The sequence below is a fragment of the Kamptonema sp. UHCC 0994 genome (assembly GCF_029167235.1).
Classification (GTDB): Bacteria; Cyanobacteriota; Cyanobacteriia; order Cyanobacteriales; family Microcoleaceae; genus Kamptonema.
The window spans coordinates 1-21355 of sequence record NZ_JARFTR010000242.1 but is presented as its reverse complement, the minus strand read 5'-3'; the positions used below and the strand labels follow the sequence as shown (position 1 = coordinate 21355).

At 42.1% G+C, this 21355-nt stretch carries 18 protein-coding genes; 12 read left to right on the top strand and 6 right to left on the bottom strand.

The window, feature by feature from the left end; translation table 11 throughout:
* Nucleotides 1–223: 223 nt before the first annotated feature.
* From PY364_RS21280 to PY364_RS21245, 8 genes are all read left to right on the top strand, one after another.
* Nucleotides 224–766, top strand: coding sequence for a hypothetical protein (locus PY364_RS21280; RefSeq protein WP_275526035.1), 543 nt, complete (start codon nt 224–226; stop codon nt 764–766).
* A gap of 124 nt (nt 767–890) precedes the next feature.
* Entirely contained in the window at nt 891–2780 is a 1890-nt protein-coding gene (locus PY364_RS21275) for a ThiF family adenylyltransferase (protein ID WP_275526033.1), read from the top strand.
* Between the two features lie 284 nt (nt 2781–3064).
* Entirely contained in the window at nt 3065–6316 is a 3252-nt protein-coding gene (locus tag PY364_RS21270) for a CHAT domain-containing protein (RefSeq protein WP_275526031.1), read from the top strand.
* Nucleotides 6317–6346: 30 nt separating this feature from the next.
* A complete protein-coding gene (locus PY364_RS21265; RefSeq protein ID WP_275526029.1) occupies nt 6347–6538 on the top strand; it encodes a hypothetical protein in 192 nt (63 codons plus the stop codon).
* A gap of 22 nt (nt 6539–6560) precedes the next feature.
* The gene (locus PY364_RS21260) at nt 6561–8426 is read left to right on the top strand and encodes a CHAT domain-containing protein (RefSeq protein WP_275526027.1); all 1866 of its coding nucleotides are present in this window, start codon (nt 6561–6563) and stop codon (nt 8424–8426) included.
* Nucleotides 8408–9355, top strand: a complete 948-nt coding sequence (locus PY364_RS21255) for a MoxR family ATPase (protein ID WP_275526025.1) — start codon at nt 8408–8410, stop codon at nt 9353–9355. The genes PY364_RS21260 and PY364_RS21255 overlap by 19 nt, the downstream gene beginning before the upstream one ends.
* On the top strand, nt 9352–10485 hold the full coding sequence (locus tag PY364_RS21250; protein WP_275526023.1) for a hypothetical protein: 1134 nt from the start codon (nt 9352–9354) through the stop codon (nt 10483–10485). The genes PY364_RS21255 and PY364_RS21250 overlap by 4 nt, the downstream gene beginning before the upstream one ends.
* Nucleotides 10482–12401: a CHAT domain-containing protein gene (locus PY364_RS21245; protein WP_275526021.1), complete on the top strand. Its 1920-nt coding sequence runs from the start codon at nt 10482–10484 to the stop codon at nt 12399–12401. Before PY364_RS21250 ends, PY364_RS21245 begins: the two co-directional genes overlap by 4 nt.
* Before the next feature lie 54 nt (nt 12402–12455).
* Here the strand turns inward: PY364_RS21245 and PY364_RS21240 are convergent, their stop codons facing one another.
* The 3 genes from PY364_RS21240 to PY364_RS21230 all read right to left on the bottom strand — a co-directional run bounded on the left by PY364_RS21240 (nt 12456) and on the right by PY364_RS21230 (nt 14217).
* Nucleotides 12456–12836: a DUF5615 family PIN-like protein gene (locus tag PY364_RS21240; RefSeq protein ID WP_275526018.1), complete on the bottom strand. Its 381-nt coding sequence runs from the start codon at nt 12834–12836 to the stop codon at nt 12456–12458.
* Complete coding sequence (locus tag PY364_RS21235; protein ID WP_275526016.1) at nt 12836–13165, bottom strand: DUF433 domain-containing protein; 330 nt, start codon at nt 13163–13165, stop codon at nt 12836–12838. Before PY364_RS21235 ends, PY364_RS21240 begins: the two co-directional genes overlap by 1 nt.
* 80 nt (nt 13166–13245) lie before the next feature.
* Nucleotides 13246–14217, bottom strand: a complete 972-nt coding sequence (locus PY364_RS21230; RefSeq protein ID WP_275526014.1) for a hydroxyacid dehydrogenase — start codon at nt 14215–14217, stop codon at nt 13246–13248.
* A 201-nt stretch (nt 14218–14418) separates the two neighbouring features.
* Between PY364_RS21230 and PY364_RS21225 the strand changes: the two genes are divergently transcribed.
* Entirely contained in the window at nt 14419–15570 is a 1152-nt protein-coding gene (locus PY364_RS21225) for a DUF1822 family protein (RefSeq protein WP_275526012.1), read from the top strand.
* 124 nt (nt 15571–15694) lie between these two features.
* Here the strand turns inward: PY364_RS21225 and PY364_RS21220 are convergent, their stop codons facing one another.
* The 3 genes from PY364_RS21220 to PY364_RS21210 are packed head-to-tail and all read right to left on the bottom strand — an operon-like array spanning nt 15695 to nt 16688.
* On the bottom strand, nt 15695–15964 hold the full coding sequence (locus PY364_RS21220) for a hypothetical protein (protein WP_275526010.1): 270 nt from the start codon (nt 15962–15964) through the stop codon (nt 15695–15697).
* Between the two features lie 41 nt (nt 15965–16005).
* The gene (locus PY364_RS21215; RefSeq protein WP_275526008.1) at nt 16006–16434 is read right to left on the bottom strand and encodes a VOC family protein; all 429 of its coding nucleotides are present in this window, start codon (nt 16432–16434) and stop codon (nt 16006–16008) included.
* Between the two features lie 29 nt (nt 16435–16463).
* Complete coding sequence (locus tag PY364_RS21210; protein WP_275526006.1) at nt 16464–16688, bottom strand: NfeD family protein; 225 nt, start codon at nt 16686–16688, stop codon at nt 16464–16466.
* A gap of 115 nt (nt 16689–16803) precedes the next feature.
* On the opposite strand from PY364_RS21210, the gene PY364_RS21205 reads away from it, so the two are divergent.
* From PY364_RS21205 to PY364_RS21195, 3 genes are all read left to right on the top strand, one after another.
* Nucleotides 16804–19143: an NB-ARC domain-containing protein gene (locus PY364_RS21205; RefSeq protein ID WP_275526004.1), complete on the top strand. Its 2340-nt coding sequence runs from the start codon at nt 16804–16806 to the stop codon at nt 19141–19143.
* Nucleotides 19144–19444: 301 nt separating this feature from the next.
* Nucleotides 19445–20884: a ParM/StbA family protein gene (locus PY364_RS21200; protein WP_275526002.1), complete on the top strand. Its 1440-nt coding sequence runs from the start codon at nt 19445–19447 to the stop codon at nt 20882–20884.
* Nucleotides 20877–21299, top strand: a complete 423-nt coding sequence (locus PY364_RS21195) for a hypothetical protein (protein ID WP_275526000.1) — start codon at nt 20877–20879, stop codon at nt 21297–21299. Before PY364_RS21200 ends, PY364_RS21195 begins: the two co-directional genes overlap by 8 nt.
* The last annotated feature ends 56 nt before the right edge of the window (nt 21300–21355 follow it).

The following is a 21355-nucleotide window of genomic DNA, read 5'->3' as shown; positions in this document are numbered from 1 at the left end:
TCACCCTGTTTCCCAGCCTTATTTTGTCTAAGTCCCGATAAAACGATTGGTGAAAAAATCATTATACATATCGACTCAAACCGATCGCATTCCCCACCGATAAAGCAACAACAGGGATAAACAACCAATAACTACAAAACCACCTGCAAAAATTCCAGGCGATCGCTGCATAAAATTCACAACCCTGCACGACTAAACAATAGCAACCCACCCAGAGGTACTTATGACTCAGCCAGTCGATCTCAACGAAGTCAGAAACCGCGTACTCAGCAACCAGCAAAGCGGTACCGATCTCCCCAACTCAACTGATCGCAGTGTGTTTGTAGACTCCGAAGGTAACATCATCCTCCGGCCCCAACCCGGTACAGAACGCCAACTCTCCCGCGTTCCCCAGAAAACCTTTGCAGCCAATCTCACAGCCGATCGCCAGATTGTAGCTCAAAAACTCCCCAATAACACTCAGGAAATGTTCATCAGTGGCGTTACTGGCTGGGTTTACGGCATTATCAGCGAACTGGGCGATCAATATACAATGTTCGCGTACAGCGACGGTAGCTTATATCAAGTGATGGTTTTGTTCCCAGAAGTTGCCGGTAAATTTAGCCAACACGATTCCCACCTATTCCAAGACGGTCGGGTGTGTTTCGGCGATGCCGGAGGTTTGCCCACTTTAGAGCAAGCTTATGCCAAATCTGTTCTCTGGGCAACAGGTTTCAGCAGTTATCTGCGTACAGGGGTGTTCCCCTTTTCCATTAACAACGCCTAAAAACGCGATCGCTGCACTTTGGACAAAGAAACCGGGTTTTTACCGAATCGCGGGCTACAACGAGGTCTTTTCGTAAAAAACCCGGTTTCTGACCCCTCAATTTACCTACTTTCAATTCAAAACTATGATGTTATACATTTCCGAGTCAGTTCTGGATGAGATTGAGACTGCGATCGCCAACCATCCTCCCGAACGCGGCGGGGCGATTCTAGGGCCTGTAGGTCAGCCAATTATCACTCACTTTCTCCTAGACGAACAAGCCCGCACCAGTGGGGCCAGCTACCTCCCATCGCCCCAATTAACTCAGCGAGTGCAACAGCTAGAACTCATGGAGAAAGTGGAGTTTAAAGGCGTTATCCACTCCCACCCCGGCGGCTTAGACCGTCCTTCTGGCCCCGATGAAACTGCGATGTTAGAAGGGTTGAATCTTAATCCTCACATTCCCTACTTTGTCGCTCCCATTGTGACTTTACAGCGTTACGGGGGGCAGTTGCGCGAGCACGAATTGCCGATCGCACAAGGTAAAATTTCCTGTTATGTTGCTTCTCGCGAGCGCAATTATTTGCGAGTGGAAACGCTATCAGTTAAGGAAGTGTGCGATCGCGATTTACCCCGGATGCTGCAAACCCTCTTACCGACGGCCACACCCAAACGCATACCGCTACAACCTGACTTACAAAGACTTTGCCGGACTTTTGGCAGCACTCAACCGCCAGAAATCTTTGTCGCTGAGATTGAAGGACAGGCGATACCGGCCGGTCGCGTTATTCTCAACGGTGGTTTGGAATTGCTGTTTCTGTTCAGCGAGTCTTATCCCGTCACGCCGCCTCTGCTGATGCTAACACCATTCGGGGGCAACACAGAGGAAATCAAGTTAGATTGGTCGCTGGAAACGCCACCAGAAGAGCGTTTGTTAACCGCTGTTCAGAGTATTATTACTGGTTCTGGCCCCTATCAGAAGGTGTACGGCCCTTTGGGAAAGTCCCCGATCGCAGCCGACGGCGATCACGCCCATCTAGCTGGTTGGACAGGTTGCTATTCGGGCCTTGACCCCAAAATTGCTGCAACTGAGGTGCAGCAAGGGTTATTTGCCCGCAGTCAAGGGATTCTCAGCCAGCATCTCAGCAGCAAGCGGGTGTTGATTGCGGGGACGGGTTCTGTGGGTTCCTACTTTGCGGAACAATTGGTTCGCAGCGGTGTTGGTGCTCTCACTCTCATCGATCCTGAAACCGTTGAAGTGGCGAATCTGTGCCGCACTACTTACGATTTTACGGATTTGGGTCGTTTGAAGGTGGAAGCGTTGGCGCGGCGACTGCTGCATATTAACCCGTTGTTGGAATTGACGGTACAGCCTAAAAGCTTGTCTGACTATGAGGTTGCGGCTTTCGATGCTTTGGTACAAGCAGCGGACTTGATTATTGCGACTACCGATGACCCCGCCGCCCAGCGGATTCTCAACCGCTTTGCTTATTTTCACGGCAAACCTGCTTTGTTTGTAGGATTATACAAAGGTGCGGAAGGAGGTGAGGTGATTGTGAGTATTCGCGATCGCACTCCTTGTTATCTTTGTGCGACGGCTAATCGTCACCAAGCGGAAGCGAATTTGGGACGAGTGAGTGCGGATGGGGATTATGGGAACAATGGTCGGGTGATGGGTGAAGTGGCGATCGCAGCGGATATTCATCATGTTACCAGTGTGGCGGTGAAAATGGCGCTGTCGTTGCTGTTACCAGAGGATGCTGAGGCGAAGCTTAAAGGTTTCTTGAATCCGGCGATCGATGGGGGATTAAATTATCTCACGCTGTCGATGGTTCCTAATTATTGGTTTTATCCAGGTGTGTTTGGAGATACTCCCGGACAGTATGCTTATCAGAGCGTTTGGTTGACAGCAAAGAGTCGGGAAGAATGTCCTGTTTGTGGTAGCGTACACCATCGGGTTGACCCGCGAGCGATCGCGTTGCGGAGTTTGCAAGCTGATGGAATTCGGGCTGCTTTGAACGGTTCTCGTTCTTAAGAATAGCTTGAAAGGTGATGCGATCGCGCCCAGGGGAAAGCCTTTCTTCCTCTGGGGCTTTCTGCTGCAATTATATGGTATGGTAGAGGTCTAGGAGAAAACCTCGGAATATGGGATAATGTTATTTCCGAGTACATGGGAATTATGTATTTTGCGGTGTGGGATCTTGCCCGCAATTCTGTAGGGATAGCAGGCAAGATGCCCGCCCCACTCTATAATTCTGATGGCACCGGGTTTGATATAATCGCCCTTTTTTAGGTATCAGCGATTACAAAATACCAGCTATGGGAAAGTTAGTAGTTATCAGAATTGGGGAAGGCAACTTTGAACTAGGTTTTCCAGTGACATTGGACATTGGGGAAGAGGGCGCGAGCTTCCACACCTCCCTTCCTGGTCGACTACCGGACTCTCTGATTGATTTATTGTATGAAAAATGGCAGTCAGAATATCGCAAAAAGGTGTCAGGAAGAATGATAGCGCCACCAGCACAAGTCGCAAATCGTTCAAATAGTGATTTAATAGAAAGCAGTAATCTTTTAAAACAAGAGTTAAATAACTGGCTCAATTCAAAGACATTTAGCCCGATTAAAGGTAAGTTTCAGCAAAAGTTAAAGACAGATGACACCGTGCGGGTGATTATTCAGACGGAAAATCACCGGTTGCGCCGACTACCTTGGTATTTATGGGATTTATTTGACAGTTACCGTTTCGCAGAAGTAGCCCTTTCCTTGTCTGAAGTTGAGCGGGTTGATAAGTCGGTGAAACCTAAACCAAAGGTGAGAATATTGGCTATTTTAGGCGATTCCTCTCCCGATCCTCGAACTGGAATCCGCCTTAATATCAATGCAGATAAGCAGTTTTGGGAGAGTTTACCCGATGCTGAAACGGTGTTTTTAGGCGACGAAGACGAACCAAGTCGGGAAAAATTCAACGAGCAACTTTGGGATGAAAACGGATGGGATATTTTATTTTTTGCAGGACATAGTAGCAGTCAATCGGATGCTACTACTGGGGAAATGTATATTAATTCCAAAGAAAGTTTGACGATTGCTGAATTAAAATATGCTCTACAAAAGGCGATTGAACGAGGATTGCAATTAGCGATTTTTAATTCCTGCGATGGGTTAGGAATTGCGAGAGATTTAGCTGAGTTACAGATTCCTCAGATTATTGTCATGCGGGAACCAGTACCCGATGCAGTTGCTCAAAACTTCTTAAAATATTTCTTGAGTTCCTTTTCTAGTGGTAAATCTTTATCTCTGGCTGTCAGAGAAGCGCGAGAAAAGTTACATGGAATAGAAAACTATTTTCCCTGTGCATCTTGGTTGCCAGTGATTTGTCAAAATCCGGCTGTAGAGCCTATTACCTGGAATCAGTTAATAGGAATAGATGAGTCTAGTAGAAGAAAAGCAACAGCAAATGTTCAAAATCAGCTAAGTCGGCAAGAGTTTAAGAATCGCAGAGCATTATTAGCTCAGGTTAGAACCGAGGTTTGGGGATTACTTGAACAATCACTTCATCATGCTGTACTCATTAATCTCCACAAGGAGAATCAGCCAGATTTGGTAAAACGTTCTTGGGATGTAGAAGTCAAAGTTGGTAAGACGCAAAGTAGAGAATCTGTTAATAGTAATATTATCAAAATTTTTGATCGAGAAAGCATCGCAGGCAAGCTACTTATTTTAGGTCTTCCTGGGGCTGGAAAAACTACAACTCAGTTAGAATTAGCACAGGAACTCATTAAGCGTGCTGAAAATGATGCCAATGAACCTATGCCAGTATTGTTTAATCTATCGTCTTGGAAAGACGATAATCAAACTATTGCTCAATGGTTAATTCAGGAGCTAAAAGATAAATATCGTTTTCGCAAAAAAATCGGTGAGGATTGGCTAAAAGACCATGAAATTTTGCCAATTTTAGACGGTTTAGATGAACTTGCGTCACACCGCCAGAAAAAATGTGTACAAGCGATTAATCAGTTTATGGAAAGTGAGGAAAGTCCTCTTTACATCGTCGTGTGCTGTCGTAGTGAGGAGTATGAGTTATGGAAAACTCCTCTTAACTTAAATGGTGCAATCTGTTTATCCCCATTAACTGAAGCACAGATCCAGCAATATTTAGCCAGGGTGGAACTCTCTAAATTATGGAAAAAAATTAAGGATTATCCTGTCATATTAGATTTAATTAAAACTCCGTTGTTTTTAAGTATGATGACTCTAGCATACGAATCACTATCAATAGACGAGTGGGGAAGCTATACAACAAAGGAAACTTGTCGTGAATACTTGTTCAAAGTTTATGTTGAAAGAATGCTAAAACGTCAGATTAAAAATCTATGGTATCCTGTAAGTAAACAACCCAATGAAAAGAATATAAAGTATTGGTTATCTTGGTTAAGCTCAAAATTAGAAAAAAATAATCAAACAGAGTTTTTGATAGAAAATATGCAACCATGCCTATTTTTAGCTATTAAATATCAAAATATTCTTACTTGGTGCGAATTGATAATTTCAATGATATTATTTATCATAATTTTAGTATATATAGTACATATAAGTTATCCAGTTTTCTATAAGTTTTTTTCTGATTACCATTACATTCAGGGTGTCACTCAGGGTGTAGCGAAAGGCATTGGGATGTTAGTAGTTTTGTTGTCTTATTTGTGGTCGATTAGGAAAGAATACTTGCCAGGTGGCAAATTCATGCCAGGTGGCAAATTTTCAGGTGGTAGCCAAGAAATTAAATTAGTTAGAGGCCTAAAATTTCCTAAAAAAGAAGATATATCTGCTTTTGCTCAAAAACACAGAAGTTATGCAGAAGAAATACACGGATTATTTTGGGATAAGTGGGAAGAGCAACAGATAAACGAAATGAAAGAAAATTTACGTTCATTGAGAACCTTTAAAAAGGTAATCAATTTTTTGTTTATTTTTTTATGGATACCATTCGTTGCATTATCTATTATTTATAAATTTACGCAGAATGTAAGTGTTATTCTTGAAAGTATTACTGGGTTAATAATACTTACATTCATTTTTTATATCCTAATTTTTATTTTAAAACTTATTGAAAAATGGATGGTTAAGATTATTGATAATTTTCACAATATCCGTCTTTTTGGTTCCACCGCAGGGTCTTTTATAGCAGGTTTTTTATCGGCTATTCAAAAGTCAGATACAGATACAGTAACTTCCCCAAATGAAGGAATTTTTCAGTCTCTGTTTATATCTGTAATAATTACTTTTTTTACTGGATTAACTACAGCCATAATTTGTACCTTGATATTGGGTATCAAATGGGGTATATCACTAGGAATAGTTCTGGGTATATTCATTGGTTTAGGATTTGGAGGACGTGCGTGTATTCAGCATTTTGTTATGCGGTTGATTCTTTGGTTTAGTGGCAATATACCCTGGAATTATGCTCGTTTTCTCAACTATGCTACCGAGCGTATGTTGTTGCAAAGGGTAGGGGGACGTTATCGGTTTATTCATAGATTCTTACAAGAGTATTTTGCTAACATAAAATTGAATTAATCGTATGTCGGAGTATTTTGTGTATAAATTATGTTATCCATAGAATTAATGCTCTCGAAAATGAAAGTAAAGAATATAGGAGATAAAAAAATGGAACCAGAATGCGATCGCGCCCAGGGGAAAGCCTTTTTTCCTCTGGGGCTTTCTGCTGTAATTATATGGTATGGTAGAGGTGGGAAGGAAAATCTCGGAATATGGGGTAAAAAGGGCGATCGCCCTTAAACAGAACCGTCTTTAATAAAATATGGGCATAGGAAAGTTAATAGTTATCAATTTTGGATCGGGAAACCTCAATATAGGTTTTGACAGCATAACATTGCGGATAGAAGATGATAATAAGTGTTATAAAAAGGAACTGCCTACCAAGCTGCCACAAAAACCAGAGATTTTTCGCGATTATAGCAAATGGCTGGATAAATGCTTTCCAGTCCCCTTAATGTCTTGGCATAAAGTCTCTGAAGCTTTCGAGGCCACTCTTAATGATTGGTTGAAATCAGAACCCTTTCATTCAGACTGGAACAGACTGTTATCCTACTGTACTCACCAAGATAAAATTCGCGTAATTTTTCAGACTGAATTGTGGGATCTGCAACGGATACCTTGGCAGTTTTGGGATTTTTTTCAAATTTACCCAAAAACAGAAATGGCTTTAAGCTTACCAGAATATGAATCAATCAAAAGTGTTCTGAATGACAAAATTAGGATTTTAGCCATTATCGGCGATAGTACAGGGATTAATCTTGAACCAGACATAGCATTAATTAAGCAACTCCCTAATGTAGAAGAACCCAAAATTTTATGTCAACGCCCTCGTTCAGAAATTAGTGTTCAGATTTGGCAGCAAAATTGGGATATTCTTTTTTTTGCGGGACATAGTAAAACTGATCAAGGAAGCGGACGTATTTACATAAACGATAATGAATTTTTAAGCCTGGAAGAGTTACAGGAAGGACTTAGAAATGCTATTGAGCGAGGGCTGAAGTTAGCAATTTTCAATTCTTGTGATGGCTTAGGATTAGGTAGGAGTTTAGCAGCTTTAAATCTTCCACAAGCGATCGTAATGCGTCAACCTATCGCAGATAAATTAGCTCAAGAGTTTTTGAAACATTTTTTAACAGCTTTTTCCCATAACGGTCAAACTTTATATTTAGCAGTCAAGGAGGCTAAAAACAGACTGCGAGAAGAACTAGGTAAACAGTTTCCTTGTGCCAACTGGTTGCCTGTTATCTACCAAAATCCTGCTATTATACCCCCTACTTGGGAAGAGTTACGCAGCATTCCACCAGAACAGAAAATGCTAACCACCACTGACTCACCTTCACCTACACCTCAACAATATGAGAATTTTTACGACGCTTTACTACGATTAAATTATACTCATCAAATCAGATTGTTCCGAGCATTTTTTGAACATCACCCCATCGGTGCTTATTTGATTCATGGCGAAGAGGAAAGCGGTCAAAAATGGCTTCTGCATCGGCTGATGAGAAAATTCATTTCTGATTCGAGAACTGCTAAAGTCATTCCAGTTAAACTCAGTCGAAAATCTTGCGGTACTTATACAGAAGCTTTATGGCGACAACTAGGTGGTCACGTCGGCTTAATGAATCAACCTTCACAGACACAAATTATCAAGAACGTTTCTGAATTGTGCAAAAATCAAATAGTCGTTTTAATCTTTGACGAACTCAATGCAATGCCAGAGGAATGTATGAGTCAATTTATTGGACAATTTTGGTTGCCGTTGGTGGAAGGCCTGCCCGACCTAACTCAGTCCAAATCTCGCTTGCTGATGTTTCTAGTTGACAACAGCGGTTGTGTTGAACAGTGGAATACAGTTTTTGCTGAGGAACTTGACTCTACTTGGGAACCACACATACCCATTAAGCTTCCCAAAATTAATCCTATAGAACAAAGTGATTTAGTCTCTTGGGTTAGAAATGCTGTTGATGACTTACCATTTAAGTTTACTAATCAGATGGAGGAAATAGTTCAAAAATTTTTTACAAACGGTGAAACACTTTTACCAGAAACAGCAATTATCAAGATTTGCGACGAATGTGATTGTAATTGGTATCATTGGGAGAAAACATGGCTGAACTACTACTAAACAGAAAAGAATTGAAATACACGGGTAAGGTACAACCCCAAGCAGGAGAAAAGGATGAAGAAAACGGTCAACTGCTTTATCCTTATCTCCCTGAAGACGATTTAATTGAAGCTGTTAACTTAGCAATCCAATTAGAACGTCCCCTGCTGATTAAAGGAGAACCAGGGTGTGGCAAAACTAAGTTAGCCCGTGCTGTTGCTTATGAATTGGGACTGCCTTATGAAACTTGGAATATTAAGTCTACAACCAGGGCGAAAGATGGACTCTACACTTATGATGTTGTCGGACGTTTGCGGGATGCTCAATTAGCGGCTGCGGGTCGTCTCAGTGAGGAGAAAACTCAGAAAATTGACAAAGATGAAACTTATATTAAATGGGGGCCTTTGGGTCAGGCTTTTCTGAACGAACAAACGACAGTGCTGCTAATTGATGAAATTGATAAGGCTGATATTGATTTCCCTAATGATTTGCTCTTGGAACTTGACGAACAGCGATTTACGATCGAGGAAACGGGAGATAAAATTCAAGCTAAGGCAGCACCGATTGTTTTTATTACTAGCAATGATGAGAAAGATTTACCCGATGCTTTCTTGCGGCGGTGCTTATTTCACTATGTTGAGTTTCCCCAACGCTTGAAATTAATTGAAATTGTCAAAGCTCACTTTCCCGATTCACCAGAAACATTAGTGACGGCAATCATTGATAGGTTTTTAGAGTTACGGGAAGAGATGCGTAAAGATAAGGGAGAATCAGGTAAAAAAGTTAGTACCAGTGAATTAAGGGATTGGTTGCGGGTACTTCTCCACTATCCTGAAGATCGGGTTCTCAATGATTTAGGTAAAAAACTTTTGTATCCCGGCGTGTTGCTGAAAAGTTGGGATGATTATAATCGCTATGGTAAACCAAAGCGCTCTGGGGGTGAATTGTGATAGGTGATGAACTGCCCCTAGTTGAGCTTTTTAGTCAATTGCGAGAGGCAGGGTTTCCGCTTGGGATTGGTGAATATAAGCTTTTAATAGAAGCTTTGCAAAAGGGATTTGGGGCAAGCGATCGCGATTCCTTATACCGCTTGTGCAAAACTTTATGGGTAAAATCTACTGAGGATAAACGCCTATTAGACTATCACTTCAATCTTGTGGTTAAAGAAAGTCAGGAGGAAGTACCAGCAACCCCAGAACAACCAGAGATTTCTGAGCCGGAAACAGAAAATCCTGGTATAATTGAAACAGAACCAGAAGTAATTGAGCCAATAAGAGAAACTATTGTATCTGCTCCGTCTCCTGAATTAACAGAGATAATAACAGATGAAGTGCAAGCTGCAAAAGCAGTGATGCAAGCTACCAGTAAACATGAGGAAATTTCCGAGCGTAATTTCATCTTGACATCCGAATATTTTCCGGTGACGCAGCGACAGATGAAGCAAAGTTGGCGTTATTTACGCCGTTTTGTGCGGGAAGGGCCGCCTATAGAATTGGATGTAGAAGCGACAGTTAATCAGATTGGGCAACAGGGGATTTTATTAAGTCCGGTGTTGATGCCGCGCCGGGTGAATCGGTCAGAGTTGCTATTATTAATCGATCGCGATGGTTCGATGGTTCCGTTTCACGATTTATCGCAGCGGTTAGCAGAAACGGCGGTGCGAGGTGGGCGTTTGGGCAATGCTGGCATTTATTATTTTCACAATTGTCCGGTGGATTATTTATACCATGACCCCTATCATTTGAAAGCGGAGAAAATTGAGGACTTACTGGCTAAATTGCGGCCTCAGAGGTCTGTTATGCTAATTTTTAGCGATGCTGGGGCGGCTCGCGGGGGTTACAGTAAGGAAAGGGTGGAGTTGACAGCGGCGTTTCTCCAGCAGATTAAGGCGAAGGTGCGGTATGTAGCTTGGCTAAATCCGATGCCAGAGTCGCGCTGGGAGGGGACGGCGGGTGAGGTGGCGCGTTTAGTACCGATGTTTGAGATGGCGCGGCGGGGGTTGCAGGATGCGATCGCGCTGCTGCGGGGGAAGAGTCAGAATTCGGTTGTTGTTGGGACTGAGTTGAGGGGGATGAGATGAAACCTGAAGTGGCCCGCAGACGGATTGAAGCTTTTGAAAGGCGTTTTGGAATAACGCACTTAATTTTTGCGTGTCACGGTGCGTTTCCTTTGGCGTTAACGCCGGATTTGTTATACAAATTGTGGGCGAATTTCCAGCGGGATATTCACGGGAAGGTATTGGGAATTCCTTGGGTTGCTGTGGCAGATTTGCTGCTTTCAAGTTTGTGCGATGAGGTGGGACGAGAACTTTATGAGATGGATACGGCGGTGCGAAATTCGCTATTGAATCGGTTGAAAGAGAATGAGAATTTTGGGCAGCTTCGGATTAATGAATTGTCTGATTTTTTGTTATTTTATGTGCGGCAGCAACTTCAGAGTAATGACCAGGAAGTGCGAGATTTTGCTCAGGCGCAGCGGTGGACTGCTTTGGCCTATCTAAGGCCGAATGAGGCTGCACAGGAGTTAAGATCGGCGCTCGAACAAACCTATCAGCAAGATAAGTCAGAACAACTGCGGTTAGTGTCATTGGTAGAAACTTTTGCAGAACCTCTGGCTGAATTTGAGCCGCTATTGGTTTATGCGCGTGAGATAGGGAAGTTTAAACGGAGTGACTCAGCGATTGCTGCTACTGGAGTTAGCCAGGAATTAGGACAGAGTAGCCAAGTAAAGACAGACGATTTTTCTAAAGAAGTATTAGATGGAATCAACCCACCTTCTAACAAGGAGCCTAGAGAAAACAATTTCGTAAGAATACAAACTGTTATCCTGACAATAGGAGATGGAGACTTTGAAAGAGGTTTTCCAGTTATAGCCCAGATTTGGCTAGGTAATGAGCGCTTCCCTACTCAATTACAGGTAACTTTACCTCCTACTGATGTTTATTCATCCTACTGCAATTGGCAGTCATATTACCAAGTTTGCAACGAATTCTCTCATAGAGGGTTAGTAAGGGTAGAAGGATACAGCAATATGTCTTTTACTGAATTGCGTCAACTGGCGCAAGCCTTGCAAAATAGTATTAACAATTGGCTCAACTCTGAATCATTTCGCCCTTTGGTTGATTTGCTGTACCGCCAATTATCATCAACCGATAAAATACAAGTATTAATTGTAACTAAAAACCCCTTGTTGCAGCGATTACCTTGGGATCTTTGGGAATTTTTTGAATATTATCCCAAGGCTGATTTGGCTTTTGGCTTTCTATCTACAAAAATTAAACAATCAACGCATTCAAGAAATAAAGTCAGAATCTTCGCTCTTCTCGGTACAGGAATAAATGTGGATTTAGATATAAGTTTAATCGATCAATTACCTAATACAGAGTCAGTATTTTTAGTAGAGTCAAGTCGTGAGCGACTTAACGATCAACTTTGGGATGAACAAGGTTGGGATATTTTCTATTTTGGGGGTTTGAGTTCTAGCGATAGTGATGATAACAATGGTGAAATTAGATTGAATTCAACAGATGTTTTAACGGCAGAGGAATTAAAATTTTCACTAAAAAGAGCAGTTGAACGAGGTTTAAAATTAGCTATTTTCAACTCTTGTGATGGGTTAGGAATAGCCAATAAATTAGCTGATTTGGGAAATCTCACAATCATTGTTATGCGCGATCAATTAACCAATAAAGTTGCAGAAGAGTTCTTGAAGCATTTTCTGAGTGCATTTTCAAGTGGTCAGTCTTTATACGCTTCAGTACGAGAAGTGCGAGAAAGATTGCAAGGGTTAGAAGATAGATATCCTTGTGCGAGTTGGTTGCCAGTGATTTTTCAGAACCCAGCCGAAGAACCTCCGACTTGGCAAGGGTTTCTTAATCAAGGAGTAGATAATAATAAAGCAGTGAATTTGAACCAGTTATCTCAGGGTGCTATTCCTGATGGTTGGCAAGCCATTAGGGGAGAAACCAGGTTTTTTTTCAGCGACCCTCCTCGGTGAAAACAAGATATCTCAAGAAACCCGGTTTCTCAAGTATTATGCTTTAGGGAAATACTATTGCACTCCTAAAACATAACTATGAGGCAAATGAATAATTTGGTCTTGATATTCACCTTCAAAAGATACCTGTGCTAAAAAAATCAACTCATCAACATTCTGCCCTATAGTTAACTTAACATTGAGAAGAAAAATTCCTGGTATATGACGACTTTCGTTGATGTGTTCCACCAAGTGGGCAGGCATAGATTTACGGTTATTCGTCACCAATATAAAATTATACTCCTCGCACCAAAGTAAAATTTCTGGATCTAAAGTACCTCTGCGGGGACAGTGAGGTTCACCCACAGCCCAAACGATTAAATCAGACTCATTTTTACTTAATCCCACTTTGTAGATCGGATCTACATTTTCATCCAGCAAATATTTTAAAGGCATTATACTTTCTCAACAAGCTCTCTTTCCGCTCTCAGTTTTCTCAGGCGGATAGCAGAGGGAGACGGGTTAAGTTCTTGTGCTTTAAGTTGCTGATGACTCCACTCCAACCAATCAGCAATATAGTTACTAACAGCCTCTTTATTGTGCAGATAATAAAGGATAGTAGCATAAACTTGTTCCAAGTTAAGAGATGGATAAGTTTGAGCAATTTGTTCGGGAGTGCGAGCGCGATGAATGAAATCATATAGGATAGTTTCAATGCCGATTCGCGTTCCTTTGACCCGAATATCATCGGGTCGCTGAAAATCAAAATAGTCTTCCAGTTGCATCGGTGAATACTCCTAATTTTCAAGTGGGTGGAAATTGAATGGCTAATATTATATCATGTCAAAAGGAGAATTGACAAAAGTTAAAGAGAACACAAATATTCGCAAATCTTCCCCGCCACATCTATCGCAACCTTCCGCTGTGCCTCATGCGTACCCGAACCCAAATGAGGACTCAAACACAACTTATTACTCCTCCCAGCAAACTCTCTCAAAGGTGAATCCTCTGGTAAAGGTTCATTAACAAAAACATCCAAAGCAGCACCCGCAATTTGATCAGACTCCAACGCCTTCAACAAATCCGCCTCATTCACAATTCCACCGCGAGCACAATTGATAATAAAAGCAGTTTCTTTCATCCTATCTATAGCTGCTGCATTAATTAAATTATTCGTTTCCTCTTCCAAAGAAATGTGTAAAGTAATAATATCAGATTTTTCCAGCAGTTCCTCTAAACTCAATAAAGTATAACCCCTTTCTCTAGCTAATGCTTCCACCCTTTCACGATTACGATTGTAAGCGATAATCTCCATTCCAAAAACTTGGGCTCTTTCTGCCACCTTTTGACCGATATTGCCTAACCCAATAATTCCTAGAGTTTTTCCCTTAAGTTCTATTCCCAATAAAGGGCCATGACGCTTCTCCCAGTGTCCATTTAATAATGCTTGTTGTGCCGCGATAATATTTCTAGCTAAACCGAACATCACACCGAAAACAAATTCAGCCGTAGAAACATCATTAGTATTAGAATTAAACACCTCAATCCCTAACTGTTCGGCAGTTTCAATGTTAACATTATCTGTCCCCGTCTGCGCCAATCCCACAACTCGCAATTGTCCCCTCCTTCCCGCCTCCAATATTCTTGCATCCTTCTTCAAATGATCTATTCCCGATCGCAAAACCACACCATCATATTGAGGAATCAGTTCTAAAAGTTCTTCAGAGGACAAACCAATCCTTTTATCTACTACAGCACACTTTTTTAACTCGGCAATCCCCGCTGGGTGGATTTCGCTAATGACCAAAACTTTTCTCGGCATAATCTGATTCTGCATAACCTGATTAAAAATTCTGAGAACAGGTAAAAACACTAAACACTATTATTATCTATCTTTTGTCAAAAATCAAGTATCTTGTGCTAAACTTTAAGAGCAGCTAGAAAAGCTACAAATTCGTTGACAGACCTGCAAATCCGCACCCCTTAAGCGTGCGCCCAAATGCCTACGGGTTTGATTAAAACTACCACTTCTGTAACTATGCTAAAGCCCATCCTGCAAAAACCCAACCCCCCAACCACACCGACAAAAGCCAACCCCTCAACCACCCCAACAGCCGAATACGTCATCGGTCTGTTATTGTCCCTATCCTACCAACTCCCAGAAGCCCACCAATCGATATTAAACGGCCAATGGCAGCCAGAGACATTCACCGGCGGGACAATTTCCGGTCAAACCCTTGGTATTATCGGTTTTGGCGAAGTAGGTTCCCAGGTGGCAAATGTGGCACAAGCCTTTGGCATGAAAGTGCTAGTTTACTCTCCCTCATTATCCGATGAAGAAGCAAAAATACTAGGCGATCGCGCCGTTAATTTAGACTCCCTCCTCACCCAATCCGACTATATCACCCTGCACTTACCCCTCACCCCAGAGCGAGTAAATTTCATCAATGCAGAAGCATTTGCCAAGATGAAAAACACCGCTCGCTTAATCAATTGTACCGACAAAAAACTGGTGGATGAAGCGGCGTTAATTGCAGCCTTAGAAACAGGTGAAATTGCAGGCGCAGCCCTCGATGTTTACGATACCGAGTCCCTGCGAAACTCCCCACTCCGAAACCTGGGTAACAAAGTTATCCTCACCCCTCAGATTGCAAATCATGTTCAGCAATTTGTCAATATCGGCAAATTATTTCAGGATGTTCTAGAATTAGGAAAAAAGACCTTAGATGCGGGTCGGCAAACCGTTGAATCCTTCTTACAAGAAATTGAATCAACCTTAAATCCGCCCCAATATGCTCAAGCTTTCAGCCCTAATTTAAGGCACAGATTTGCATCAACAACCCGCAGTCGTAGCGCTGATGCTGAAAGCCCAAAAGCCAAAATTAGAGTAGTAAAACTCGTTGATTTCGGCAATCAAGAATCACCACTGGCTTTAATTAACGATGTTGAATTAGAAGCAGATGAAAAGCGCGATATTCTTTTACAGATTTATCCCACTGGTGAATCAACTTACCTCCCGCCAGATTTACAACTGATTGTACTAGATGACTCAGGAGAGATTTTTCTCGAAGCTAAATCGAGAACTGCTGATAATTGGATTCAACTAGAATTCCGGGGGGAAGCCGGAGAGACTTTTACTGTTAAAACAGTTCTAGGAGATGACAGTTTCACAGAAGATTATGTCATCTAAGATGCTCTAAATAACAAACCGGGTAAATCATAAATACCCGGTTTTTCTAGTGTATTTAGTCCGCGTAGGCGGACTTTGTTTGTGTAGATGCGGTTTCAACCGCCGATTTCTCCAAAAAATAGCTTCATTTTCCTGGTTCCAAATAAGTTGAATCCAAACTAGAATCTTCGGGCACATTTTTTCTAGGCGGTTGAGAGGAAATAATATTCACAAATAGCAAGAGAATAATCGCCAAAAAAATCCATGAAAGCACTCCTTGAAAAGGATTAATCAGTTCATCAACCTGATAATATCTCTGGCACACATCACAAATACGAATATTAGGATTTTGAGGGTGCGGATTCCAACTACAGGGCAATTTTTTGAGGTTGGGATTGTCTTGATAAGGACACATAATAAATCTCCAAATCCGATAAAAAATGAGGAATATTTAGCTTAGACATCACCTATCAGACTCAATTCGCGAGTCTCAAAAATTGCTTCAGAGTGACAATAATATTTAAACTCCAGCAAATTTTTAAAAGGATCTTCTAGGAAAAAAGTGCGATGTTCAATCAAAGAATCGGAAAATCTACAACGTGGTTCTTGATAAAACTTTAACTGTCGCGATCGCACCCTATTTAACAAGCACTTCCAGTCAAATTCCGCAGTAAATACTAAACCAAAATGTCTAGGATAAATACCTTTTTGGCATTCGATTGGTTCAGAAACTACATGAGCAATAATCTGATGTTCGTATAGATTTAATACGAGAGCCTTAGCCGTTTCTCGACCCTCTTGGCAACCTAAACCATCAACATAGAAAGTTTTAGTTTCGTGAATGTTGGCGACAGGAAAAGCGATGTGAAATAAAACTGGATTCATGGTAAACTCAGATTAGATGTTAATTGAAGTCAAAAGGGTTGAACTAGCAGCGTAATCCCTTGGATTCCCACCACTTTTACTGCTTTTTCAGGTGATAGGATAATAGGGGAATTGGATTGGTATAACTTGGCTGGCCAATAACTACCCTGAAAACTAATGCGTCCTGGCTGTTGGGGGGCGATCGCTTCTTCTACAACACCAATCAGAGGTTCTGAAAATATCTCTAGTTTGTCAGCATTAAATAAGTTGTTCATGGGTGTTTTCCCTGAAACTTCCATAATTTCAATAAATCACAAACTTTTGGGGAACAGTGAAGGTGTGAGAGAAAGACTCGCAGGTTTATAATTTGTGTACGCAGAGTACACAATTATGACTACCAGCAGCGACAAAGGCATGAATTTAGAAAAATTTCAGGCAACATTTTACGGCTTGACTGTTCGCAGGAGAGAGGTACTCGCACACCTGTTAGCTGGCAAGACAGATGCCGCGATCGCCTCCGAACTCTGCATCACCCCCTCAACAGTACGGAAGCACATTGAGGAAATATGCAGCGCCTTTGGCTTGAAAAACTTACAGGGGGAACGTTTCTCGCAGCGAGAGAAATTAATTCACCTGATCGCTGAATATAAACCGGAATTAGTAGGCGATCGCGTCGCCAATACTATCAATGCAGAGTTCGCACAGATGACAATCGCCTCTACTTCTCAACTAACAACACCATTAGACAAAGCTGTAGCAAAAAATCATCTTTACCACAACCTACCATCTCGTTATCACACCACTTTTTTCGGTCAACAACAATATCTATCGCGACTATTACAATTACTTTCCTTTAAACATCCGACCCCTATTATTAGCATTGAAGGCGTAGGCGGTGTTGGCAAAACAGCTTTAGTTTTAGAAGCAGCTTACTATTGTTTAAATTCCAGTCAAATTTCTATAACTACAACGGCTTCACCCGCTTTTAATGCCATAATTTTTACCTGTGCCAAAACTCAACATTTTATCGGTATCAACATCTCACGGCGACTTCAAAGAGAGCGAACTTTGCGCGATATCTTCAAAACAATTTTTCGTGCTTTAGATTGCCTTGACAGTATTCCCCCAGATTTTGAGGCGCAGTTAGAGTGGATTAGAAACTGTTTAAACCAGCAGCAAACTTTATTAATTATCGACAATTTAGAAACAATTGAAGATTACGAGGATGTTCTTTCTTTTATCGGAGAACTCCCACCGTCAATAAAAGTGGTACTCACAAGTCGCGTCCGCATTGGGGTTGGAGTTCCCATTCATTTAGACTGCTTACCGGAAGAAGAAGGAAAGAATCTGATTCAATTACACGCTGAAGAAAAAGGAGTTAATTTGAGCTTAGAACAGTTACAAACTCTCTACTTAAAAACAGGAGGACTACCCCTTGCTGCTGTTTACGCAATTGGTCAAATATCCGTTTACGGTTTTTTACCGGAGGTTATCTCAGCACGATTAGCTGATACAGTCGGCAATTTTTCTCGCTATTGTTTTGAAGATTCAGTGCGGCTACTACGCGGAACTTTAGCTTATCAATTGCTGATGGCACTAGCTCTATTTTCTCATTCAGTCGTGCCAGAGGCAATATACGCTGTAGCTTTTTCGGAAATAAAAACAAACCCGAATAATGGCTTAGAAGAACTCTATAAATTGTGTTTAGTAACGCAGCGAGAGGGACGTTATAATATGCTACCTTTAACTCGTGAATATGTAGTAAATGAACTGAAAGCAGTACCAGAATTTGAGCAAAAGGCGCGAAAGCGTTGGGTAAATTGGTATCTAAAATTTACTGAAGTTGATGCTCAATTAGATTGGAAACAGTGGAACGAATATGGAAATTTAGAGCAAGAGTGGGATAACTTAATAACTGTTATCGAATATTGTATGGCTAACCACTTATATGAACCTTTTAAGAAATTTTGGCAGCGAGTAAAGGGTTACACTTATGTTTGCGGATATTGGCACGAGCGTTTAATTTGGAGTGATTGGTTATTAATAGCAGCAACAGAGCAAAATGATTTGCCTATACAAGCAGAAGCTTTGTGCGATCAAGGTTGGACGCTAACATTAATGGAACAACCAGAACATTTAGTAGATGCTGAGGTTTTGTTGGAGAAATCTTGGCAATTAAAAGATGAAAATAATCTAATTTTTCAATTGGAATTAGCTATTAATAGAGCGGTGCTTTCCATCCATCAGCAACAATTTGAAAGAGCGCGTTATTGGCTAAATATAGAGAAAAATTTGTTAAAACAAGGGCAGATTGAAGAGGGAAAGTATTGTTGCCAGTTGGTAAGAATTTTATATTATGAAGCTCAGGTGCTATTGAAGACTGGTAATTTTTCAGAGGCTAAATTGGTTTATCAGGAAGCATTGAAACAGGCTAGTTTTATTCAATGGCAACAGATGGAAGTTTATATTTTGAATTGGTTAGCAGAAGTTGCGATCGCGCAAAATGATCCTGATGAAGCGGAGCGGTTATTAAAGATTAGCTTGCCTATTGCTGAAAGGAAAAACGATCGGCGTTCTATTGCTTTGCATCAGCGGTCTTTTGCTAGACTAGAAAGGTTAAAGGGAAATTTTACTCAATTTCAGAAGTGGGCCGCAGAAGCTTCTGAAGGGTTTGAGCGTTTGGGGATGCTCTTGGATGCTCACATCTATTCTAACACAGGTGATAATTGATTGGAATATCACACCTTTTTTTGCTGCGATCGCAGTTCCTTTAATTCCGAACAATTTTTACTAGCGGGACTTAAACAAATTTCAAGCCCAAACAGAGCCTCGGACTAGCTTTGTAAGCTATGAATAGTGACAGAAGAGGGGTATTTGAACGAAATAAATATTTTCATCCCATCAAAAATTAGCCAACCCTCCCAAAGGATCGCTCCAAACGGGTAATAAAAACCACTGATTGTGGTGATGTCAAATAAAAAGGAGAGTCCCTAAGATGGCGTGTAAAGCACACTTCGGAGCACAGAATATAATGCCAAGAGTCAAGAAAATATCAAATCCGAATGTCATCCTGAGCATAGATTTTGGCGGTTTATCAACTCGCGCCTTTTACCGTAAGGGTTCCGAGATGCTGGCTCATTCATTAGTAATGGAATCCCAAGTCGGCACGGTGAGCCAAGACACAGCCAATGCCTTCACGAAACCTAATTTAACATCGGCAGCCCCCGAAAATATTGCCTGGGTTGCCATCGGTGATGAATGCCGCGCTGTAGGCTACCTAGCGGCTTCCCAGTTCAACGCTCACATCGGCTTAGCCGGACTCAAATACAGTACAGCCTTGTACAAAGCACTAGCAGCTTTGTGGGTAGCCTCTTGCAAACTAGATTTGGGCAATCAATTCAGCGCTGCGCTCTCCGTCTTCTTACCTCCAGGCGAGTTCAACGACTCCCAGCAGTTTTTTACACTGCTCAGGCAAGCAGCTAACGCCTTTGAAACGCCTTCCGGTACGATGCAGGTAACGCTAGACAAAACCCAGGCGCTTCAAGAAGGGGGCGGTATTTGTATTGCTTACAACAGCAAACTGGGAGCAGCTTTCAAGCACCAAGTAACAGCTTTCGTCATGGTAGGTTTCCGCAATGCCTCCGTCATTGTTTCAGCACGGGGAGCAGTAGGCAAAGGTAAAACCTCCGATTTAGGCATGGTGAGGTGCTGCGAGTTAGTGCAAGAGCGTACCTCTGGCTACGATTTATCTCGTTTGGCAACAGCGATAGCTACATCAGGCGATCGCTTTAACCGCCCTCCCTTCTACCGCATTGCTCGCAATCATGACGCAGGAGCGCGGGACACTGAAGTTGACCGTTTGGTTGAAGCAGTAAAGCTAGCAAGGAGAGACTACGCTCGAATCCTCACCAGTTGGCTAGATGAAGTGCTACCACCCGATCTAGATGAAATAGTGTTCTGTGGCGGTACTTGCGGTTATCTGGAGCCGGAATTGAGAGCATATGCCCGCGTTGCCTACTCTTGGCACGCTGGGATTACAGTACCACCTAATCTAGACCCGCAAGGCTTGGGATATCGGTTAGCAGACTTATGGGGGCTATGGAGCTATTTCAGTTCTCAATTCGCTGCAACTTCGGACTCTGGGAACCAGAAAGTGGATTTAGCATTGGATGCCACTAACAGCGTTCAATCGGAAAACAAGCAAGACAATGACTACTTAGAGGTTGCTGATACCGACTGTTCTAGCGATCGCGCATTCGGACAAACCTTACCTACTCCTGTAACAGAAAATGAGCACTCTAGCCTACCGCTTTTAAGTGTTCACAGCGTAAGAGAAGGCGAAGTTTCGGCAGTAGCAGGCCCCTATCGATCGCCAAAGTTCAAGGAGCGTAATTGGGGAGAAGTAAAATCAGTGCGATCGCCTATCGTGGGACAGTCTAGCACATCAGTAGAGGAGGAGAGACATGGCTAAAGAGCGAGTAACCTATTACCTGCGGTGTCAGCCCTACATTGACTCTCCCGAGGGCATTTTAGTGAACTATCTATTACACCATCCCGTGTACGACTCAAAGCGAGTAGCATTTGAGGCATTTGAGGCATTTTGGAAAGCTTTGGCGTATCAGGCGCAAGGTGCGGCTTCAGAACAAGAAGTGCGGATACTAGGCTGGGATTGCATCAATTCTTTGCTCAATCAAGTTGATTACATTCGCGCTCGCCTCGAACTCGACGGTTCGCAACTTGGAGCCTTGCTGGTTTCTCGCGGGTGCGCTCACCTCCCCGGCTACCTCCCCAGTTTTGTACCAAGTGCAGGTTTCAGGGAGCATCCCGATTTTGCAAAAAGACTGGCAGCAGATACAATAAAGAGACTACCGAAGGTAAAAAAATGAGCATAACTCCCGAAGAACAATTGCGCCTATCAGCTTGTATTCAGGAGATTTCGCAA